An 18,153-nucleotide genomic window follows, 5' to 3' on the forward strand; every position below is an offset into this window, starting at 1 on the left:
TAAGGTAAAAGATCCGGATTATTTAGGCAATATAGCCTTTGAAAAACCCGATCATTTATTCACCTACACCTCCGGCACGAAACAGGAACTAACTAACGACGAAGTAGAGGAACTGATTGAGAATTTAAGCCGCGTAAGAAATAACCCTGCTTTATGGCGAGCGAGTGATGAGGATTATTAAGATACTCTACTTCAATGCAGTAGGCAAACCATCCAAACTAACCAGGTTCTTTTCCTGTTTGTAAGCTTCCAATCCGTTGGGGCCTTTGTTGGCGGCCCATTTATAGGCCTGGTCGCGCTCGCCAATGTAGTTATAATACGGTACGCTGAAACCACATGATGTTTGCACCTGGTATATATCGGCTACTATAATCTGCCGGGTGGCCAGCAGAATTTCGAAATTGGGCGCCAAAACCGGCCATTCCTCATCGCCGGGTAAAATGGCATAACCCTTGCCATAAAGCCGCAGGATATTGGGTGGCCCATCAAAGGCGCAAAACATAAAAGTAATGCGGCCATTCTCCAAAATATGGGCCGATGTTTCGTTACCACTTCCAATAAGATCCATATAGGCTACCCGCGTTGCGGATAGTACCTTAAAACAATCAAGCCCCTTTGGCGACAGGTTTACGTGCCCATCGGCACTAAGCGGGGCCGAACCCACAAAAAACATTTTTTGCTTTTCAATAAAGGCGCGGTGCGGGGGCTGTATGTCATCAAAAAACTTGCCCATGATGTAATGTATTTAACTTATTTAAAGTTAAGCATTATTGCCAAATACTATATTGATAAATAGTTAAGTACAGGCTAAATTACCGTTAAGCAAGGAGGCTACGACCAAAATCCCTGCACCTTAATTTGCCCCGATGGGTAACCCTGCCCTTTAAGCATTTTTCGCAGTTGCGCTACCATAGTATTATTACCTGCAAGATAAAAAACGGTATTATCCAAACTGTAATGCTGGTTGAGCACCCATTCAATAAGGCTATGGTGACCAAACATATCTTTCCGGGCAACCGGCTCCAGCGGCGACCAAAAATATTCGTTAAACAGTTTGCGGTGATGCTCGTTACCTATCACAATACCGCCCGAAAAGCGGGTATTGGGCAAAACCATTTGCTGCAGCGCCAGCAGGTGCCCCATGCTGCTTTCATCGCCAAGGGCAACAACGGCCGATGTAGCGGTGGGGCTTTGATGGGTGGTGCCTGTTTTAAGGTAGCTTACCGTATCGCCTTTAATAAGGTTGCGCGCCCAGTTACTGCCGGGGCCGCTGTGCGCCGCATCAACATAAATGGTACAGGTGCGGGTTTCAGCATCCCAGCCCGATGGGGTGTAATCGCGGTAGGTAAGGTCAGCAACTTTAAATTTTATATAGGGGATCTCATTCCATTGGCTCATTTCGGCAGAGGGCAGGTGCAGATCTATCTCAATAATGGTGGATGGTTCCCATAGCCTTATATCAAGTACGCGCCCTGTTTGCAGTCGGTTCTCAAACAACCTGCCTGCCTTTTTCTTCAGTTTTTGTAAAGTGGATGTTTCCATGTTATTATTTTAATAATACAAAGAAACACGGTATTTACCCCTGCAGCAATGGCAGCCTTGCGGTAATGATTGGACTATTTACGGTAACTACTTCTAAAGCTTAACGGCGTAATGCCCTCCGCTTTCTTAAATAACCGCGAAAAATAAGCATGATCTTCGTAACCCAGGTCGTGGGCTATTTCCTTTACATTCATTTCGGTATAATACAGCAGGCGCTTGGCTTCTAATATAACTTCCTGCTGAATCCAGTAGCTTACCGAAAAGCCGGTTATTTTTTTCAGTGCTTCATTAAGGTATGTTTCTGATACATTCAACATACCCGCATAGGCAGAGGGGCTTTTTACCTTGCGGATGTGCAAAGCCAATAGCTTTTTAAACTGCTGCGCCAATTGCGATGGGCGGGAGCTTTGCAAGCGCTTATCATTAAGCTGACTATAGCAACCTGCGGCCATACCAACAAATGATTGCAGCAAGGAATGCACCACCGGCAAATAAAACGGATTTTTATCGTCCTCAAAATATTTTTCATAGAGCAGCGAAAGCACATCCTGGCATTGTTTAAGCTGCTGCGGATTTAAGGAAAAAGGCTGCTGCAATTGCAAGTGATCTTCAAACACCTGCTGATAATCTGGTGTAACAAGCAACGAATCGACAGCAAGGAACCAACCGTAAGAAACCCCGGCATTGATACGGTGATGCACCTGGCCTGGCAACAGGTAATACAATGAACCCGCTACAAAGGCAAATTCCTGAAAATCGACCATAAGGGACGCTGAACCGCTTTCTAAAACAAAAAATATGTAATGGTCATCGCGGTGTGCGCCCAGCGTATCTTCTTCGTCGGGTTCATCACCCGGAACAAAATGCCATATATCCAGGCCCGAGCTTACCCGCTCTTTTAACTGATGTACAGGAATATCTTTCATGAAATGTAGCTGCAAGTTAGGCTATTTGGTTAAAAAAAGTTAAAAACTGGTGGTAAAATTCAAATCGTCAATTATATGCCGAATATTTGCTGTTGCATTATTTCAATCCTCAATAAAAATGAAACCGCTTTTATCGCTATTGATCCTCTTATTGCTTGGCAACTGTTTAAAAGCCCAAAGCAATAACGATATTACCATAAACATTAGCGCACATCCTGTATTAAACCGGAATGAATTTTTGATTGATATTACCCGGCATAACAACGTAATAACACTGGCCTATACGGTGTTGGATAGTATAAGCTATACCAACCTGAATAATAACCCACGTTTTGTGACTCTTGCCTCAGGGATAAAAGCAAAAAATCTTGATAATGCTACCGCGCAAACTATGCAGGCTGAGATAAATACACTGATAAAAAAACAATCATACTATAGCCGCGATAGTATAATTATTAATGCAGAAACAGATACCGCCTATACTAATCTGCTCAATAAAATAGGAGCAGCAAGTACCAGCGTTCTTGAAAACACCGAAGTAAATAAGCACCGTCATGTTTTAGATGGCATACAATTCAGGTTCAGCATCAGCACTGCTAATACAAACCGCGAAATATTTGCCCATTCGCCAAACGCAGCGTCGCATCCATTGTTGTACAATTTGATAGAAGAAACCCTGGGCATGTACCGTAAGTTAAAAGGTGATACCTTTTTAACCAAATACAAAACAGGCTATTATTAAACAGCAAACCCCGCCAAAAATGGCAGGGCTATTTATTTAGGTTTTAATGCTTCCCGTTAATCCTTGATACACCTAACCGCGAAGCCTGCGGTTTTCTGTACATCGTGGCGTTCAAAATATCCTTTTATGTATATATTGTAATACCAGGCATTGGTGCTGCTACTGGCCGTGGTACTCCACCAATTGGCGTCATTACGTAACCCACTGAAAGATGCACTTTCTTCGTTATTGCGGGCGCCCGACGGTAACGCCGTAAACTTAGTACTGTTAGTGGCCGTCACCTGTGTTTCCCAATGCGCTGTGCCCACTTCCTGTAGTTTACCACCGCTTTCACGAACTCCGCCGAGATAATTATATAAGGTTGTCCACTCGGCGTCTGTTGGTATATGAAAGCCTTTTGGCGCAAGTCCGCGTAAGCTGGTTACCGCATACCAATTATAGAGCTTGCCATAAACCAATGCTGTATTGGCATCATTGTTATAATCGCAATACGCGCTGGTGCCGGGTGTAAGCGTTTGCCAATCTTTATCGCTGGTAAAATTTGATATAGACGAACCCTCGTTAAAATGGGTAACCCTAAGATTTTCTACCATCCACGTTTGCGTACCAATGGTTACGGTGGTGTAAACATTACCATCCACATCCATAACCGAACCTGGTGGCAATGTACCGCTTACCGTTAAAGTTGCCGCAATACTCTCCGATGCATAGGTAATGGTACGTGCCTGCGTAGCAATGATCTGCGTTTGCCCGGTACCTTTTATAGTTACCTTATTGCCCGTTATGGTAGCAACAGCCGTATTACTGCTGCTGTAAGTGAACGCGCCTGTACTGTTGCTCTTGGGTGCAACCAGCGTGAATGGTGCGTCGGTTGGTTTTTTAGCGGGGATAGTAAAACCGCTTAAAGTTGGCGTGGGCAGATCCACAACTGTAAATATCACCGAAATACTTGCGCCTGAATAAGCACCTGTAGCGACCTGGGTTGCAATAATATCTGTTTTGCCAATACCCTTTATAGTTACTTGATTGCCTGATACCGTTGCCACCGTGAAATTGGTACTTTTATAGGTAAATGCACCTACACTATTACTTTTAGGAGCCGTTAGCGTAAATACGGGATCGCTTATTTTTTTTGTTGGTACTACAAAGTTGGTTAGCGTTGGCATAATCAGTCCGGCTATATTAAACGTAGCCTGTATGGTATCGGCCCGGTAACTACCAGATGCCGCCTGGATAGCGACTATAGTACATGAACCTGCCGATTTAATGGTAACCTTATTACCAGTTACAGTTGCCCTTGTGGTATCGTTACTTTTAAAGGTAAACACGCCGGGACTATTACTTTTTGGATTCGTAAGCGTAAACGGAGCATCGTTCACACTTTTATTGGGAATAGTAAATCCGCTTAGGGTTGGTGCAGTAAGTCCCACGTTAAGGGTATACTTCATAGAATCGGCAGTAAAATTACCCGCCGCTGCCTGGATAGCCGTAATAACCGACGATCCTGAACCTTTTACTGTTATTGTTTTACCCGATATTGTGGCTACTTTAAGATTGCTGCTGGTGTAAGAGAACGCCCCGGTGCTATTGCTTTTGGGCGCTATGATATCAAAAGGCACATCGCCATAAATTTTTGCGGGGATAGTAAATGCCGAAAGGTTTGGTGATACAGGGTCGGGAGGGGCTACCTTGTCTTTTTTAGCACAGCCAAACAACATAATCATAAGGCTAAACAGCAGGGCATTACAAGAAAATTTCATCAATAATATTTTCCTCAAAGATAATATTACGACTTTAATATTTGATTATTAATTTGTTAAACGAAATGCTCTTTGACGTTATTATTTGCAGGCACATCTTCAGCACCAAAGCGCTGTGCCTGTATGCGGTCGTACTCTTTAACATAGTCCGGGTTTTCAGTACCCATCAGCCTGTCCCATATTCTGAAATACAGCCCATAGTTCCCTTTGAATTTGCTATGGTGCAGATTATGATAAACAGATGAGTTTAGTATCTGGAACAGGAACGAATGCCTGAACCTTTTTGGCGCCACTTCATAACCCAAATGCCCGTAAACATTTATCATAAACGCTATAATAGTAAACAGTACAATCCCAATTTGATGCATGGGAACTATCATAACAATAACAAACAGTACCAATCCTTCCGTCCACGCCTCTATAAAATGAAAGGAGTATGATGCCCAGGGCGATGGACTTACCGATTTATGGTGCAGCAAATGTGTATAAGGAAAAACCCTTTTAACATGCAGTAACCTGTGCATCCAGTAAAAATAAGTATCATGAATTACGAGGGCAATAAGGATACTTACGCCGATATACCACATCGGGTAATCATTTATATTGGTATAAATACGGGTATAGTTTTTAAATGGAGTGTACAGTACAACATAGGCCAGTATAGTTAAAACAATGGTGGTTTGCATAGATAGCACCACCTCTCTGAAAAAATCACTTTTAGTAGCCAGTCTGCTTTGTATTTTTGATTTGCCGAACCATGTATTTAATATTTTATAAAAAACAATAAAGGGGACCCCGGCTATAACAAAGTACCTAACGGCCGATATACTGAATATTGTAACGAATACATGCAGTGCCTTTTCCATAACGACTGGTTAACCTTACAAAGGTAGGCAACCCAAAACGACCAGAAATTAACAAAGGATAATTAACGCTTGGCCGGTGTGGCAATTCTTTTGCGAATGCGGCTTAACGATACCGGCGTAATACCCAGCAAGGTGGCCAGGTATTTATCGGGCACGCGGTTTACAATATCCGGCTTTTCGCGAACAAGCTGCAGGTACCGCTCTTCGGGCGAAAGCATGATAAATGATTCAACCCGGTGCATACTTTCGGCCAGCATGGCCAGCAGGAACTCGTTGCGCAGGGCAGATAGCTTAGGGGTGTTTTCCATTAGCGGCTGGGCTTTCCGGTAATCAATTTCCATTAGCACGGTATCTTCCAGCGCCTGGTATATAAAGCGCGAGGGTTGTTGTAAAATAATACTATCATGCGATGCGATGAACTTATTTTCCCAGCGCAGCATCAGCGTTACCTCATCGCCGCTGGGCTTTAACTGATACATACGTATAAGTCCCTTCTTTATAAAAGCCACCTTTTGGTAATTTGAATTTTGGTGGATATAGATATCGCCGGCAGCCAGTTTCTTTGTTTGGGCCAGCTTAAACAAAGCTATGGCATCGGTTATACTAAGGCCCTTAAAACGGGTAAGATAAAAGCTGATGTCATCGCTGTTGAGCATGGGTGGGTTTCAATTATTGAGTTTGGGTAAAGCTATCCTATAAATTATTATCAACCCTGATATTATTATAACCGCGCGAGCGGGTATTTTGTTATGTTTACGTATCTTTAACATAACATCCAATTACCGCCCGGGCTATAATGAAGCTAAAGTTATATTTTTTATTTTGTTTATTATCAGGTTTATATAGTACAGGTTATGCGCAAAGCGCTGTTACAGATTCAATGCTTAATAAGCTTAATATTGTTTTAGCCAACAAAGAAACCTACGTTGAAGAAAAACTTACCCGCATTGAAAAAATACACAAACAGCTTGGGCAGCTAACCGATACCAATAAAAAATACGACCTGTACCAGCACCTGTATAACGAGTACAAGAATTTTAGCTATGATTCGGCCTATAATTATGCTAAAAAGCTGCAAGTAACGGCCAACCAGTTTAAAGACCCCGCCCGCATAGCCTTTGCCAAAATGGAACTGGGTTTTACGCTCATTTCATCGGGCATGTTTAAAGAAACCCTGGAAACCCTCAATGGCATCAACCTAAAAGATCTCTGTGACGATAACAAGATAGAATACTATTTTTTAAAGGCCAGGAGTTATTTTGACCTGTCGGATTTTGACCGCAATAATGATTACTCTGCAATTTATAACCCTGCCGGCATCCGGTGTATAGACTCGGCAATTGCCCTCAGCAAGCCAGGCACCTATGATTACTATGCACTAAGAGGTCTTAAAGACCTGCGCACCGGCAGTTTTGACGAGGGCATTGAACATTACAAAGAATTACTAAAGCTCAAAAACCTCACCCCTAACCAGTTTGCAGTAAGCGCCTGTTCGCTCAGTTACATTTATGAACGAAAGGGCATGCAGGACAGATCAATGGAACTGCTGATACAGGCAGCAATTGCCGATATCCAGTCGGCCACAAAAGAAACGGTTGCTATTTATAAGCTGGCCGATGTTTTATACCACAAAAACGACCTCAACAACGCCTTCATCTACATAAAACAAGCTATGGACGATGCCACCTTTTACGGTGCGCGCCACAGGCAGGTAGCCATTAGCAGTATACTACCCATTATTGAGGCACAGCGCATCAGTACGGTAGAACAGCAACGGCGGTCGCTGGTTATTTATGCATCCATAATTACGGTGCTGGTGTTGTTTGTGATAGCGTTTGCCTACATCATTTTTAAACAGCTTAAAAAATTACGCATTGCCGATAACCTCATTAAAGAGGCCAATGTATCATTACAAGAAAGCAACCAGGCGCTTGAAGGCCTCAACAGAAATTTAAGTACGGCCAACAAAATCAAGAATGAATACATTGGTTATTACTTTAACATCAACTCCATTTATATTGATAAGCTGGAGAGTTTCCAAAAATCGCTTGATAAAAAGCTGAGCAGCAAACGATACGAAGATGCGCAGGCCGCCATAAAAAGCCTTAACCTCGAAAATGAAAGGCATCAGCTGTTCCATACTTTCGATAAGGTTTTCCTGCAACTATTCCCCGATTTTATTGACAAGTTTGATTCCTTGTTTCATAAAGAGGATAAGATTTTGATTGCCGAAGGACAGCTATTGAGCACCGAACACCGTATTTTCGCCCTCATCAGAATGGGCATTCATGATAACGACCGCATTGCTAAATTGCTGGGTTATTCTGTCAATACTATCTACTCCTACAAAAACCGCATTAAAAACAAATCATTTATTACTAACGACGAGTTTGAAGACCAGATAATGGCCATCGAAGCTGTATAATCCCCTCTCCGCGGGTTTATATTAATCTATATTAAGAGGCATTAAAACGCTATTCAATAAACTGATTAACAGTTAGTTAAATCCAATATTTACTTTATACTTTCTATATTGGCCTTACAGCGTATTGATTTTGCTGAAATACCTCCTTTTATTTGATTCGGATTTGGCGCCATAAGCCAGGTTCAGTATAAACCAATTTTTAAACCAATATTCAATGAAAAAAGTTTACTTATTCAAGTACGGCTTGACTGTACTATTTTTAATTTGTGCGTTTTCTTCTGCATTTGCGCAAAAAAGCGTTTTCAAGGGTAAAGTGGTTGATGAGCTTAACCAGCCATTGCCTGGCGCCACCATCCACGTAAAGGAAACAGATCAATCGACAGTTACAGATGCAAATGGGGTATTTAGCCTTGTGGGTAACAATCAGTCGGTATTAACAGTCCAGGTAACTTTTATTGGTTATGATGTAGCCAACCTGGTTATCAAAGCCAATGAAACCGCTGCTATTAAATTAGTTCCAAACTCAAAATCATTAACCGAGGTTGTGGTTGTAGGTTACGGAACAGTTAAAAAAACCGACCTGACCGGTTCAGTTGCAAACCTTGGGGCTAAGGATCTTAACCCCGGCTCGGTAACCAATCCGTTGCAGCAAATTGCAGGTAAAGCCGCCGGTGTAAATATCAACGAAGTTGGTAGCGAGCCTGGCGTAGCGCCTTCTATCCGCATCCGTGGTATAACATCCCTAAGCGGTGGTAATGATCCACTTGTTGTGGTTGACGGCGTACAGGGTAATATGGAATTTTTAAACCAAGTGCCACCCAGTGAAATTGCTTCCATAGATATCTTAAAAGATGCTTCTGCCACAGCTATATACGGCTCACGCGGCGCTACCGGGGTAATTATTATTACTACCAAAAAAGGTGCGGCAGGCAAAGCAACTGTTGAATACAATGAAAACACGTCGTTAGATGTGATACCTAAGCAATTACAGGAGCTTACCGCATCTCAGTGGACCAAACAGGCCGAATTGCAAGGTGTTGACGTTTCGGCAAATCATGGTTCCAATACAGATTGGTATAACCTGCTTACCCGTAACGGCGTAACCCAAAATCATACCCTTGCCTTTGGCAGCGGTTCAAATGGTTTTAATTACCGTGCTTCGGTAAGTGCTATTAACCAAACGGGGGTAGTACTTGGTTCAAACTATAAAAAATATATAGCAAGGATTGTAGCTACCCAAAAAGCGCTTGATGATAAATTAACGCTTACCATGAATGTAAACACCGGCGTAAATGACGCTAATTACAGCCCAATAGGTGTTGGTAACGCGGCATTTACATCAAATACTATTAGCCAGGCATATATTGCAAGGCCAACCGATCCGGTTTACAATACCGATGGAACCTACTTTACCGATCCTAACGTGTTTCATTATACCAACCCTTATGCTATAGCAAAAACGGTTAGTAACGTTGTTAACCAGGATGAATTGTTTGGCAGTTTAAGGGCCGATCTTGATATCTACAAAGGGTTATCGGCAGGTTGGTTTGGCAGCTGGAGAAAGGTTAATCAAAACACCGGTTATTATGCCCCCGTTGCGTCGACCATTACTGATGCGGTTACCTATAATGGGCAGGCCCACATCAATAATGACCATACCGACGAAAAATTGATGGATATCAATTTAAGCTACAAACGCGATTTTGGCTTGAGCCATATTGATGCTACCGCTGTTTACGAATATCAAATTCAAACTTACTTTGGTAGCTATTCTGCTGCAAGGGGCTTTGCAAATGATATTGCTACTTATAATGGCTTACAATTAGGTACGTTGGCAAGCGCACAAAACGGCGATGTTTCATCTTATAAAAACGACAGGAAACTGGTTTCGTATTTAGGCAGGGTTAATTATTCATATAATAACCGCTACTATTTAACTGCAAGTTTCCGTGCCGATGGTTCGTCGGTATTTGGCGCCAACCACCATTTCGGTTATTTCCCTTCGGCATCGGCCGCATGGCGTATTGACCAGGAAAGTTTCATGGCTAACCAAAAAGTTTTCAGCATGCTTAAACTGCGCGGCGGATACGGTGTTACCGGTAACCAGCAGGGTTTGCCTGTTCAGGGTTCTATTTCATTGTACGGCTTATCTACCAATAACCCAACCACCTATTTTGGCGGGCAACAGATCTCACTTTATGATTACATCCAAAACGCCAACCCCGATCTGCGGTGGGAATCTCGCAGTGAAACAAACTTAGGTTTGGATTTTGGTTTGTTTAATGATCGCCTTACCGGTACAGTTGAAGCCTATACATCAAAAACTACTAATTTACTGTACAACTACAACGTAAACATATCCGGGCCATTTAAGGTTAACCACATTTTTGCAAATGCAGGTACCTTACAAAATAAAGGTTTGGAAGCTTCATTGAGTTACGCGGTTATTAAAACCAAAGATGTAAGCTTAACGCTTGCCGGTAACGGATCATTAATGCAAAACAAAGTGTTAAAACTTAGCGGCGTAATTGATGGTATACAGCAAAGTACAAACTACCAGCCGTGGGGCACTAATGCCTGGCTTGTAGAAGGACAGCCAATTGGCACTTACCTTATTTACAAGCACACAGGTGTAAACTCCAACGGTGTTGAAACCTTTGCTGGTCAAAATGCCGATGGCAGCTTTGACGCTACGGCACAAAGCAAAATAAGGTACAATGCCGGTCAGTCCTTGCCTAAATACAATTATGCGTTTACGCCAAGCTTTACCTATAAAAACTTTGATGCATCTATGGTTTGGCGCGGTGCAGGCGGCAATAAGGTTTTTAACGGCTTGCGCTCAAAACTAAGCATGTTAGAAAATCTTGGTAAGCAAAACCTATTGCAAAGTGCCATTGCCACAGGCATCCATTCATCGGCAGTTCAGTCAGACGAGTGGCTGGAAAGTGGTAATTACCTGCGTTTCCAGAATTTATCATTAGGCTACAGGATCAATGTAACCAATATAAAATTCATCAGCGCTTTAAGGGTATCGTTAACCGGTCAAAACCTTGCTTTGATAACCAAATACAAAGGTTTAGATCCAGAGGTTGATGCAAGCGGAGGCAGTTCATCAGGTGGCGATTACGGGATCTACCCACGTACCCGCACCTTTTCAGCAGGTTTAAATGTGATATTAAAATAATTTAGATCATGAAAAAATTATTGATTTTTAGTGTGTTCATTGTTGGCCTTGCTGCTCAAAGCTGTACCAAGGTTAACGAAACTGTATATGATAAATATCCCGCGGCTGCGTTTGCCGCAACCCCAAAAGGTGCAGATAACGCGCTGGCTATTGTGGTTGCCAAAATTACCGGTACCTGGGGTTCAAACTATGCCGGCCGCGATAACTGCTGGTATGACCTTAACTCCTTTTCATCTGACGAGCAGGTAATACCTCACCGTAATACCGGCGACTGGCAGCTTGACTTTGCACAGCTATACACCCGTACAGCACCAACAAGCCTTGGCATTACCAACAATACCTGGAACTGGTTATACGGCGCTATTTACAGTGCAAATGACGCGGTTGCACAGCTTACTGCTGCAAAAGCAGATCCATCGAAGATTGCGGAAGCTAAAGTAATGCGCGATTGGTTTTATTATCTGTTGATAGATGATTTTGGCGATGTACCTTTTTATACTGATAACAATACAGACCCGAACACCATTCAGCAAACCAAACGGGCCGATATCTATAATTTTATAGTTACCGAGCTTAAGGCCAATGTTGATCTGCTATCTGAAACAAAGGGCGGTGTTTATTATGGCAGGTTCAATAAATGGGCCGGATACATGGTATTGGCCAAAGTTTATCTGAACGCCGAAGTATACACCGGCACCCCTCATTGGGCCGAAGCCCTGGCAGCAGCTACCAAAGTAGCATCCGGCGGTTTTACATTACACCCTGCAACTGCTAACACAGCCAGCCCAAATGGCAATACTTATTATGAACTTTTTGGAAATACCTGCCCCGATGATGAAACCATTTTGGCCGAGTACATCACTGAAAACATCATAAGCGGTAACATTTACACCATCCGCAGCTTAAACAGCGCCAACGGCACGGCCCTTATTGGCTTTAATGGCTGGAATGGTACGGTGATCCCATCGGAGTATTATGATAAGTTTGACGATAAGGACATCAGGAAAAAACAATTCCTGGTTGGGCCGCAGGCTGGTAATATTACTTATACTAAGGATATTAGCTCACTTATTGACCCGGGCGCGGGACCGAATGAAGGTATCAGGAATACCAAGTTTTTAACCGTGGCACCAAATGACGCAAGCGGGGGCTCAAACGATTTTCCTATTTATCGTTATGCCGATGTATTGTTAATGCAGGCAGAATGTAATGTTAGGTTAGGAAATTCTGCAGCGGCCGAGCCGTTCCTGAAACAGATAAGAACAAGGGCAGGTTTAGGTGATATCGCCAACCCTACGCTTGATGACATTTACAACGAAAGAGGATTTGAGCTTAACATGGAAGGTCACCGCAGGCAGGATATGATAAGGTTTGGCAAATATTTATTACCGCATGGCTTTGTGTCTGCCGGTGCTGAGTATATGAAGTTATTTCCTATCCCGGCGGCAGTACTTACTGTAAATCCTAAGTTGAAACAGAATCCTGGTTATCCAACTAATTGATCATCATGAAAAAATTAATCAATTCTACTTTAATAGCAATAGCCTGTTTGGCTGTTGCCTGTCATAAGGAGGCTGCTTTAACCACGTTACAACCGGTAAGTTTTAACGCTCCGCTTGCTTCCTCAACAAATACGGCTATACTTACAAAAAGCACAGATGATGCTAATGTAATTACATTCACTTGGCCTGCCGTAGTATATCCATACAAATCGCACGTAACTTACACCCTGCAGGCCGATGTTCCTACCGATACGGTTGGCGCCACCGCTTGGGGAAAAGCACAATCAATATTAATTGGTGATGATATACTAACCAAAACCTACAAAGGTTCAGATTTAAACGCGCTGGCGCTTAAAGTTGGCCTGGCTGGTAATGATACCGCTAAAATGGTGTTCAGGATCCTGGCCTACCAGGATAGGAATGTGTTTTCGAAAGCGATAACCGTTACGGTAAGCCCTTATGTAGAAATTGTTGTTTTTGTACCTCCGCCGCCACCGGCAAGCCTTGGTTTATCAACGTTGCACCTGCCTGGCTTTTATCAAAGCTGGTCGCCGCCAACAGCTGGTACCGTAGCAGCCGAAAAAGATGGCATTTACGAAGGCTACATATACATGCCCGAAAGTGCCGATGGCTCCGCTTATCACTTCAAATTCACCAGCGATCCTGACTGGAACCATACCAACTATGGCGATGGTGGTGCAGGCTTGTTAACAACCGATGGTACAAAAGGTGATTTAGTATTGCCTGGCCCGGGCTTTTACCAGCTGATAGCTAATACTACTGCACTTACATGGTCGGCTACGCCGGTTGTGTTTGGAATTATTGGCGATGCCACGCCAGGCGGTTGGGATAATGATACCCCAATGAGCTATGACCCGGTTAAACAAGTTTGGAAGGTTACAGCTGTCATGAAAACCAATGCTTCGTTCAAATTCAGAGCCAACAAAGAATGGAAAATTGATTTCGGCGTTGACCCTGCTACCGGCAGGCTTGCTTATGCAGATAACCCTGCATACCCATACAATGGTGCAGTACAAAACCTTAGTGTTACAGAGGATGGTACTTATACCATTTACCTGGATGTGCATGACCCTAATGCCTATTACTATTACGTAAACAAAAACTAATTCCAATAAGGCAGTGCTCATGCACTGCCTTATTTACTAATAACAAAACAGCTAATTTGAATTTGCTATAACCCCGCCCGATGTACTTTTTTACTCCATCCTCCGATGCCTTATTTACAGGTATACAGGTAATTTATTGCAGTAAAAAACTACACTTTAAATGGAAACAGCAATTCATCACCAGATTTATTCATGAAATATATTAAGATCACATTTTTGCTTGCGTGTGTTTTGAATATGCCGCGTTTGATGGCGCAGTCACCAGTGTTAACGCCGGGTAATTTTGAAAATGTTACCATAGGCGATCAGGATATAACCTTCAAAACCACCAATGCTTACGGCAAAATAGCCGCTTACAGCCCAGCAATAATTCGTGTACGTTTGGATAAAAAACCATTGGGTGCCGATTTTTCTTATGCCGTTACCGGTACACCTCAAAAAACAAAGGTGAACATCACCCAAACAGATGACGCGGTAATCCTACTAACCGACTCGCTAAAAGCAGTAATTCAAAAAAAGCCTTTCAGCATAGCCTTTTACACTACCGATGGCAAAGCAATAAGCCAGGATGAGCAGGGCTTAGGTACCTCATGGATTGGTGAATCTGTTACTACCTACAAAAAAATGCAGGATGATGAGCATTTTGTGGGCCTCGGCGAAAAAACCGGTAACCTTGATCGTAAGGGCAACGGCTACACCAACTGGAACTCGGACGTATATGGCTACAGTGTACTTGCCGATCCGCTTTATTCAACCATCCCCTTTTACGCCGGCATCCACCACGGGCTGGCCTACGGTATCTTTTTAGATAATACCTACCAATCCGATTTTAATTTCGGCGCCAGTAACAACCGCTTTTCGTCGTTCGGCGCGCGCGGCGGCGAGATGAACTACTACTTCATCTACCATAAAAAAATGGCCGATATTATATCATCATATACATACCTTACTGGCCGTATGCCTTTGCCACCACTATGGTCATTAGGCTATCAGCAAAACAGGTACAGCTATTACCCCGAAGCTGAGGTGATGCGCATTGCCCAAACCCTGCGCGAAAAACGCATCCCCGCCGATGGCATCACCCTTGATATCCACTACATGGACCGCTACCAGTTATTCACCTGGAACAAGAGCCGCTTCCCGGATCCGGCCCGGATGAACGCCAACCTCAACAAAATGGGCTTTAAAACAACCGTTATTGTTGACCCCGGCATTAAAGTTGAAAAAGGAGCTCCTGCTTACGAAAGCGGGTTAAAACAAGATGTATATATTAAATACCCCGATGGTACCCAGTACACCGCGCAGGTTTGGCCGGGCTGGTGCAACTTTACTGATTTTACCAGCGAAAAAGGTCGTGCATGGTGGCGCAACCAGGTAAAATTCTTTGCAGAATCTGGCGTGAGCGGGATTTGGAATGACATGAATGAAATTGCTACCTGGGGGCAAAAGATCCCGGATAACGTTTTGTTTGATTACGATGGCAAACCAACAACCCATCTGCAGGCGCACAACGTTTACGGTATGCAAATGGTACGTTCAAGCTATGAAGGCGCATTGCAAAACTTTAAGGAGCGTCCGTTTATTTTAAGCCGTTCAGGTTTTGCAGGTATGCAACGCTACTCAGCCATTTGGACGGGTGATAACCGTGCCGAAGAAGACCACATGCTGCAAGGCGTAAGATTGCTGAACAGCTTAGGCATGAGCGGTATTTCATTTACGGGAATGGATATAGGCGGTTTTACCGGTAACCCTACTACCTCCTTATACACTCGCTGGATGGAACTTGGCGCATTTATCCCTTACTTCAGAAACCACACCGCGCTGAATACTCGGGCCGCCGAGCCATGGGCGTTTGGTGAGGATGTGCTTGATATTGTGCGTAAATACATCAGCCTGCGTTATGAGCTGATGCCTTATATTTATTCGTCATTTTATGAATCAACTCAAACCGGCATGCCGGTGATGCGTTCGCTGGCTATCAATTACACGTTTGACCCTAAAGTGATGGATGCTACATACCAAAACCAGTATGAGTTTGGTAACGGCATTATGGTAGCGCCTTTTGAAAGCACCGCCGCGTTTGGTAAAGTTTACTTCCCCGAAGGTAACTGGTATGATTTATACACCGGTACTGAGCAAAAAGGCGGGCAGGAAGTTACCATCCCCCTAAAAGTTGATAAACTGCCTGTTTTCGTAAAAGGCGGCAGCATTATCCCAATGCAGTCATTGGTACAATCTACTTCTGAAATGCCTACGGATACATTATCGGTACACGTATACAACGGCAGCAAGGCCAATCATTACGTATATTATGAAGATGATGGCAAAAGCTTTGGTTACCAAAAAGGCGATTTTTACAAACGCGCCATCACCTTTGATCCCGATAAACATACCATTACCTTTGATAAGGCCGATGGCAATTATAAATCGCACTTTAAATATATCAGAGTAGTATTACACGGGTTTCAGCAATCGGCATCGGTAAAAACCGGTAATGATAAGTTGAACCTGCAGGACAGCGCCATAGCATTTTTAGGCGCGACCGCCAATACCGATCCGCAGGGAAGCGCAGCCTCTTCCGAAACCTGCCCGGTTAAATATGTTACCATTGGCAACGCGGCAAACAGAATTCAATTAAATTTCTAAATAATATAATATAAAGGAAAGTGAGTATGAACAGGAGTAATAAAAGATCACAAATGAACGCTTTAATAGTATTAATTATGCTGATAGGCTCGATACTGGGCTGCGGCAAAAAGTCGGGCTCCACACCCGATCCTGTAGTTACCCCACCACCGGTAACCAGCAACGATCCTGCACAATATGGCACACCCTACAGCGGCGTACCGTCATCAAAGGATATTGTAATGTACGAGGTTAACCTGCGCACCTATTCGCCTGTTGGTCTTAGTAGTGCAATGGCCCGGTTAGATTCTATTAAAGCGCTTGGTGTAAACGTAGTATGGCTGATGCCTACCTACCCCATCGGCGTACTAAAAGCATCGGGCTCGCCATATGCTGTAAAAAACTATACCGAGGTAAACGCCAGCTTTGGTACACTTGACGATCTACGCGCCTATGTAGCCAAAGCACACACCCTGGGCATGGCTGTAATACTGGATTGGGTAGCCAACCACACCGCATGGGATAACCCCTGGATAGAAAATAAATCATGGTATCAGCAGGATGCTTCAGGTAATATCATTATTCCGCCGGGTACTAATTATAGTGATGTTGCGGCATTAAATTACAACAGCACCCCGATGCGCAAAGCCATGATAAAAGCCATGAAATACTGGATCTTTGCGGCCAATGTTGACGGTTACCGCTGCGATTTTGCCGATAACGTGCCGGCCGATTTCTGGAAACAGGCGCTTGATACCCTTAATACCATTACCACTCACAAATTGATCTACTTAGCTGAAGGTACCAAAGGTGCAGAGATTACCTCTGGTTTTCAATTGAGCTATGCTTTTAGTTATTACGGTACGCTTAAAAGTTTATTTTCAGGCTCATCTTCGCCAGCCTCTTTATTCAGTACGAACACTACCGAAATTGCATCCCTGCCATCGCCGGGAATAAAGCTAAGGTATATCACCAACCATGACAATGCCTCAAGCGATGGCAGCACAATTACCGAATACGGCGGCAAGCAAGGTGCGTTGGCAGCATTTACACTGGCGGCTAATATGGGCGGTATACCGCTCATTTACAGCAGCCAGGAAGTTGGCTACCCCAACCCCATCAACTTTTTCAATAATGTAACTGTTGATTATACTGCCAACCCGGATATGATAGCCGCTTACAAAAAGATCCTTGCCTTCCGCGCAGCTCACGAGGCGGTAAAAGTAGGGGCGCTAACGGCTTATGACGATGTTAATGTGGTAGCATTCGAGAAAAGATCGGGCACGGATGATGTAGTTGTACTGGTAAACACCAAAAACAGCATCAGCACTTACAACCTGCCTACAGCCCTGCAAAATACCAGCTGGACAAACGGCCTTACCAACGCCAGCACCACATTAACCACAACACTAACACTTCAGCCTTACGCATATGTGTTGCTGAAAAAGAATTAA

General features: G+C 43.6%; 13 protein-coding genes. 7 read left to right on the forward strand and 6 right to left on the reverse strand.

Annotated elements, in window-relative coordinates:
* Positions 1 to 187: 187 nt before the first annotated feature.
* From BLS59_RS13560 to BLS59_RS13570, 3 genes are all read right to left on the reverse strand, one after another.
* The gene (locus BLS59_RS13560) at positions 188 to 733 is read right to left on the reverse strand and encodes a pyridoxamine 5'-phosphate oxidase family protein (protein ID WP_091149812.1); all 546 of its coding nucleotides are present in this window, start codon (positions 731 to 733) and stop codon (positions 188 to 190) included.
* Between the two features lie 98 nt (positions 734 to 831).
* Complete coding sequence (locus tag BLS59_RS13565; protein ID WP_091149813.1) at positions 832 to 1,542, reverse strand: SIP domain-containing protein; 711 nt, start codon at positions 1,540 to 1,542, stop codon at positions 832 to 834.
* 74 nt (positions 1,543 to 1,616) lie between these two features.
* Positions 1,617 to 2,468: a helix-turn-helix domain-containing protein gene (locus BLS59_RS13570; protein ID WP_091149814.1), complete on the reverse strand. Its 852-nt coding sequence runs from the start codon at positions 2,466 to 2,468 to the stop codon at positions 1,617 to 1,619.
* Between the two features lie 118 nt (positions 2,469 to 2,586).
* Here BLS59_RS13570 and BLS59_RS13575 point away from each other — a divergent pair, with 118 nt between their 5' ends.
* Positions 2,587 to 3,210, forward strand: coding sequence for a hypothetical protein (locus BLS59_RS13575; RefSeq protein WP_091149815.1), 624 nt, complete (start codon positions 2,587 to 2,589; stop codon positions 3,208 to 3,210).
* 56 nt (positions 3,211 to 3,266) lie between these two features.
* Here the strand turns inward: BLS59_RS13575 and BLS59_RS13580 are convergent, their stop codons facing one another.
* The 3 genes from BLS59_RS13580 to BLS59_RS13590 form a co-directional block, all read right to left on the reverse strand.
* Positions 3,267 to 4,970 (reverse strand): fibrobacter succinogenes major paralogous domain-containing protein, encoded by a 1,704-nt coding sequence (locus tag BLS59_RS13580; RefSeq protein ID WP_091149816.1) that lies wholly within the window; start codon positions 4,968 to 4,970, stop codon positions 3,267 to 3,269.
* 56 nt (positions 4,971 to 5,026) lie between these two features.
* Positions 5,027 to 5,836 (reverse strand): sterol desaturase family protein, encoded by an 810-nt coding sequence (locus BLS59_RS13585; protein WP_091149817.1) that lies wholly within the window; start codon positions 5,834 to 5,836, stop codon positions 5,027 to 5,029.
* Between the two features lie 62 nt (positions 5,837 to 5,898).
* Positions 5,899 to 6,492: a Crp/Fnr family transcriptional regulator gene (locus BLS59_RS13590; protein WP_091149818.1), complete on the reverse strand. Its 594-nt coding sequence runs from the start codon at positions 6,490 to 6,492 to the stop codon at positions 5,899 to 5,901.
* A gap of 224 nt (positions 6,493 to 6,716) precedes the next feature.
* Between BLS59_RS13590 and BLS59_RS13595 the strand changes: the two genes are divergently transcribed.
* The 6 genes from BLS59_RS13595 (at position 6,717) to BLS59_RS13620 (ending at position 18,153) form a co-directional block, all read left to right on the forward strand.
* Positions 6,717 to 8,261, forward strand: coding sequence for a DUF6377 domain-containing protein (locus BLS59_RS13595; protein WP_205411261.1), 1,545 nt, complete (start codon positions 6,717 to 6,719; stop codon positions 8,259 to 8,261).
* Positions 8,262 to 8,475: 214 nt separating this feature from the next.
* Positions 8,476 to 11,445 (forward strand): SusC/RagA family TonB-linked outer membrane protein, encoded by a 2,970-nt coding sequence (locus BLS59_RS13600; protein WP_091149820.1) that lies wholly within the window; start codon positions 8,476 to 8,478, stop codon positions 11,443 to 11,445.
* Between the two features lie 8 nt (positions 11,446 to 11,453).
* Positions 11,454 to 12,947: a RagB/SusD family nutrient uptake outer membrane protein gene (locus BLS59_RS13605; RefSeq protein WP_091149821.1), complete on the forward strand. Its 1,494-nt coding sequence runs from the start codon at positions 11,454 to 11,456 to the stop codon at positions 12,945 to 12,947.
* A 5-nt stretch (positions 12,948 to 12,952) separates the two neighbouring features.
* Positions 12,953 to 14,074, forward strand: a complete 1,122-nt coding sequence (locus tag BLS59_RS13610) for a SusE domain-containing protein (RefSeq protein WP_091149822.1) — start codon at positions 12,953 to 12,955, stop codon at positions 14,072 to 14,074.
* 192 nt (positions 14,075 to 14,266) lie between these two features.
* On the forward strand, positions 14,267 to 16,720 hold the full coding sequence (locus BLS59_RS13615; protein WP_091149823.1) for a glycoside hydrolase family 31 protein: 2,454 nt from the start codon (positions 14,267 to 14,269) through the stop codon (positions 16,718 to 16,720).
* 53 nt (positions 16,721 to 16,773) lie between these two features.
* The gene (locus BLS59_RS13620) at positions 16,774 to 18,153 is read left to right on the forward strand and encodes an alpha-amylase family glycosyl hydrolase (protein ID WP_162842629.1); all 1,380 of its coding nucleotides are present in this window, start codon (positions 16,774 to 16,776) and stop codon (positions 18,151 to 18,153) included.

The sequence above is a fragment of the Mucilaginibacter pineti genome (genome assembly GCF_900101875.1).
GTDB classification, from domain to species: domain Bacteria; phylum Bacteroidota; class Bacteroidia; order Sphingobacteriales; family Sphingobacteriaceae; genus Mucilaginibacter; species Mucilaginibacter pineti.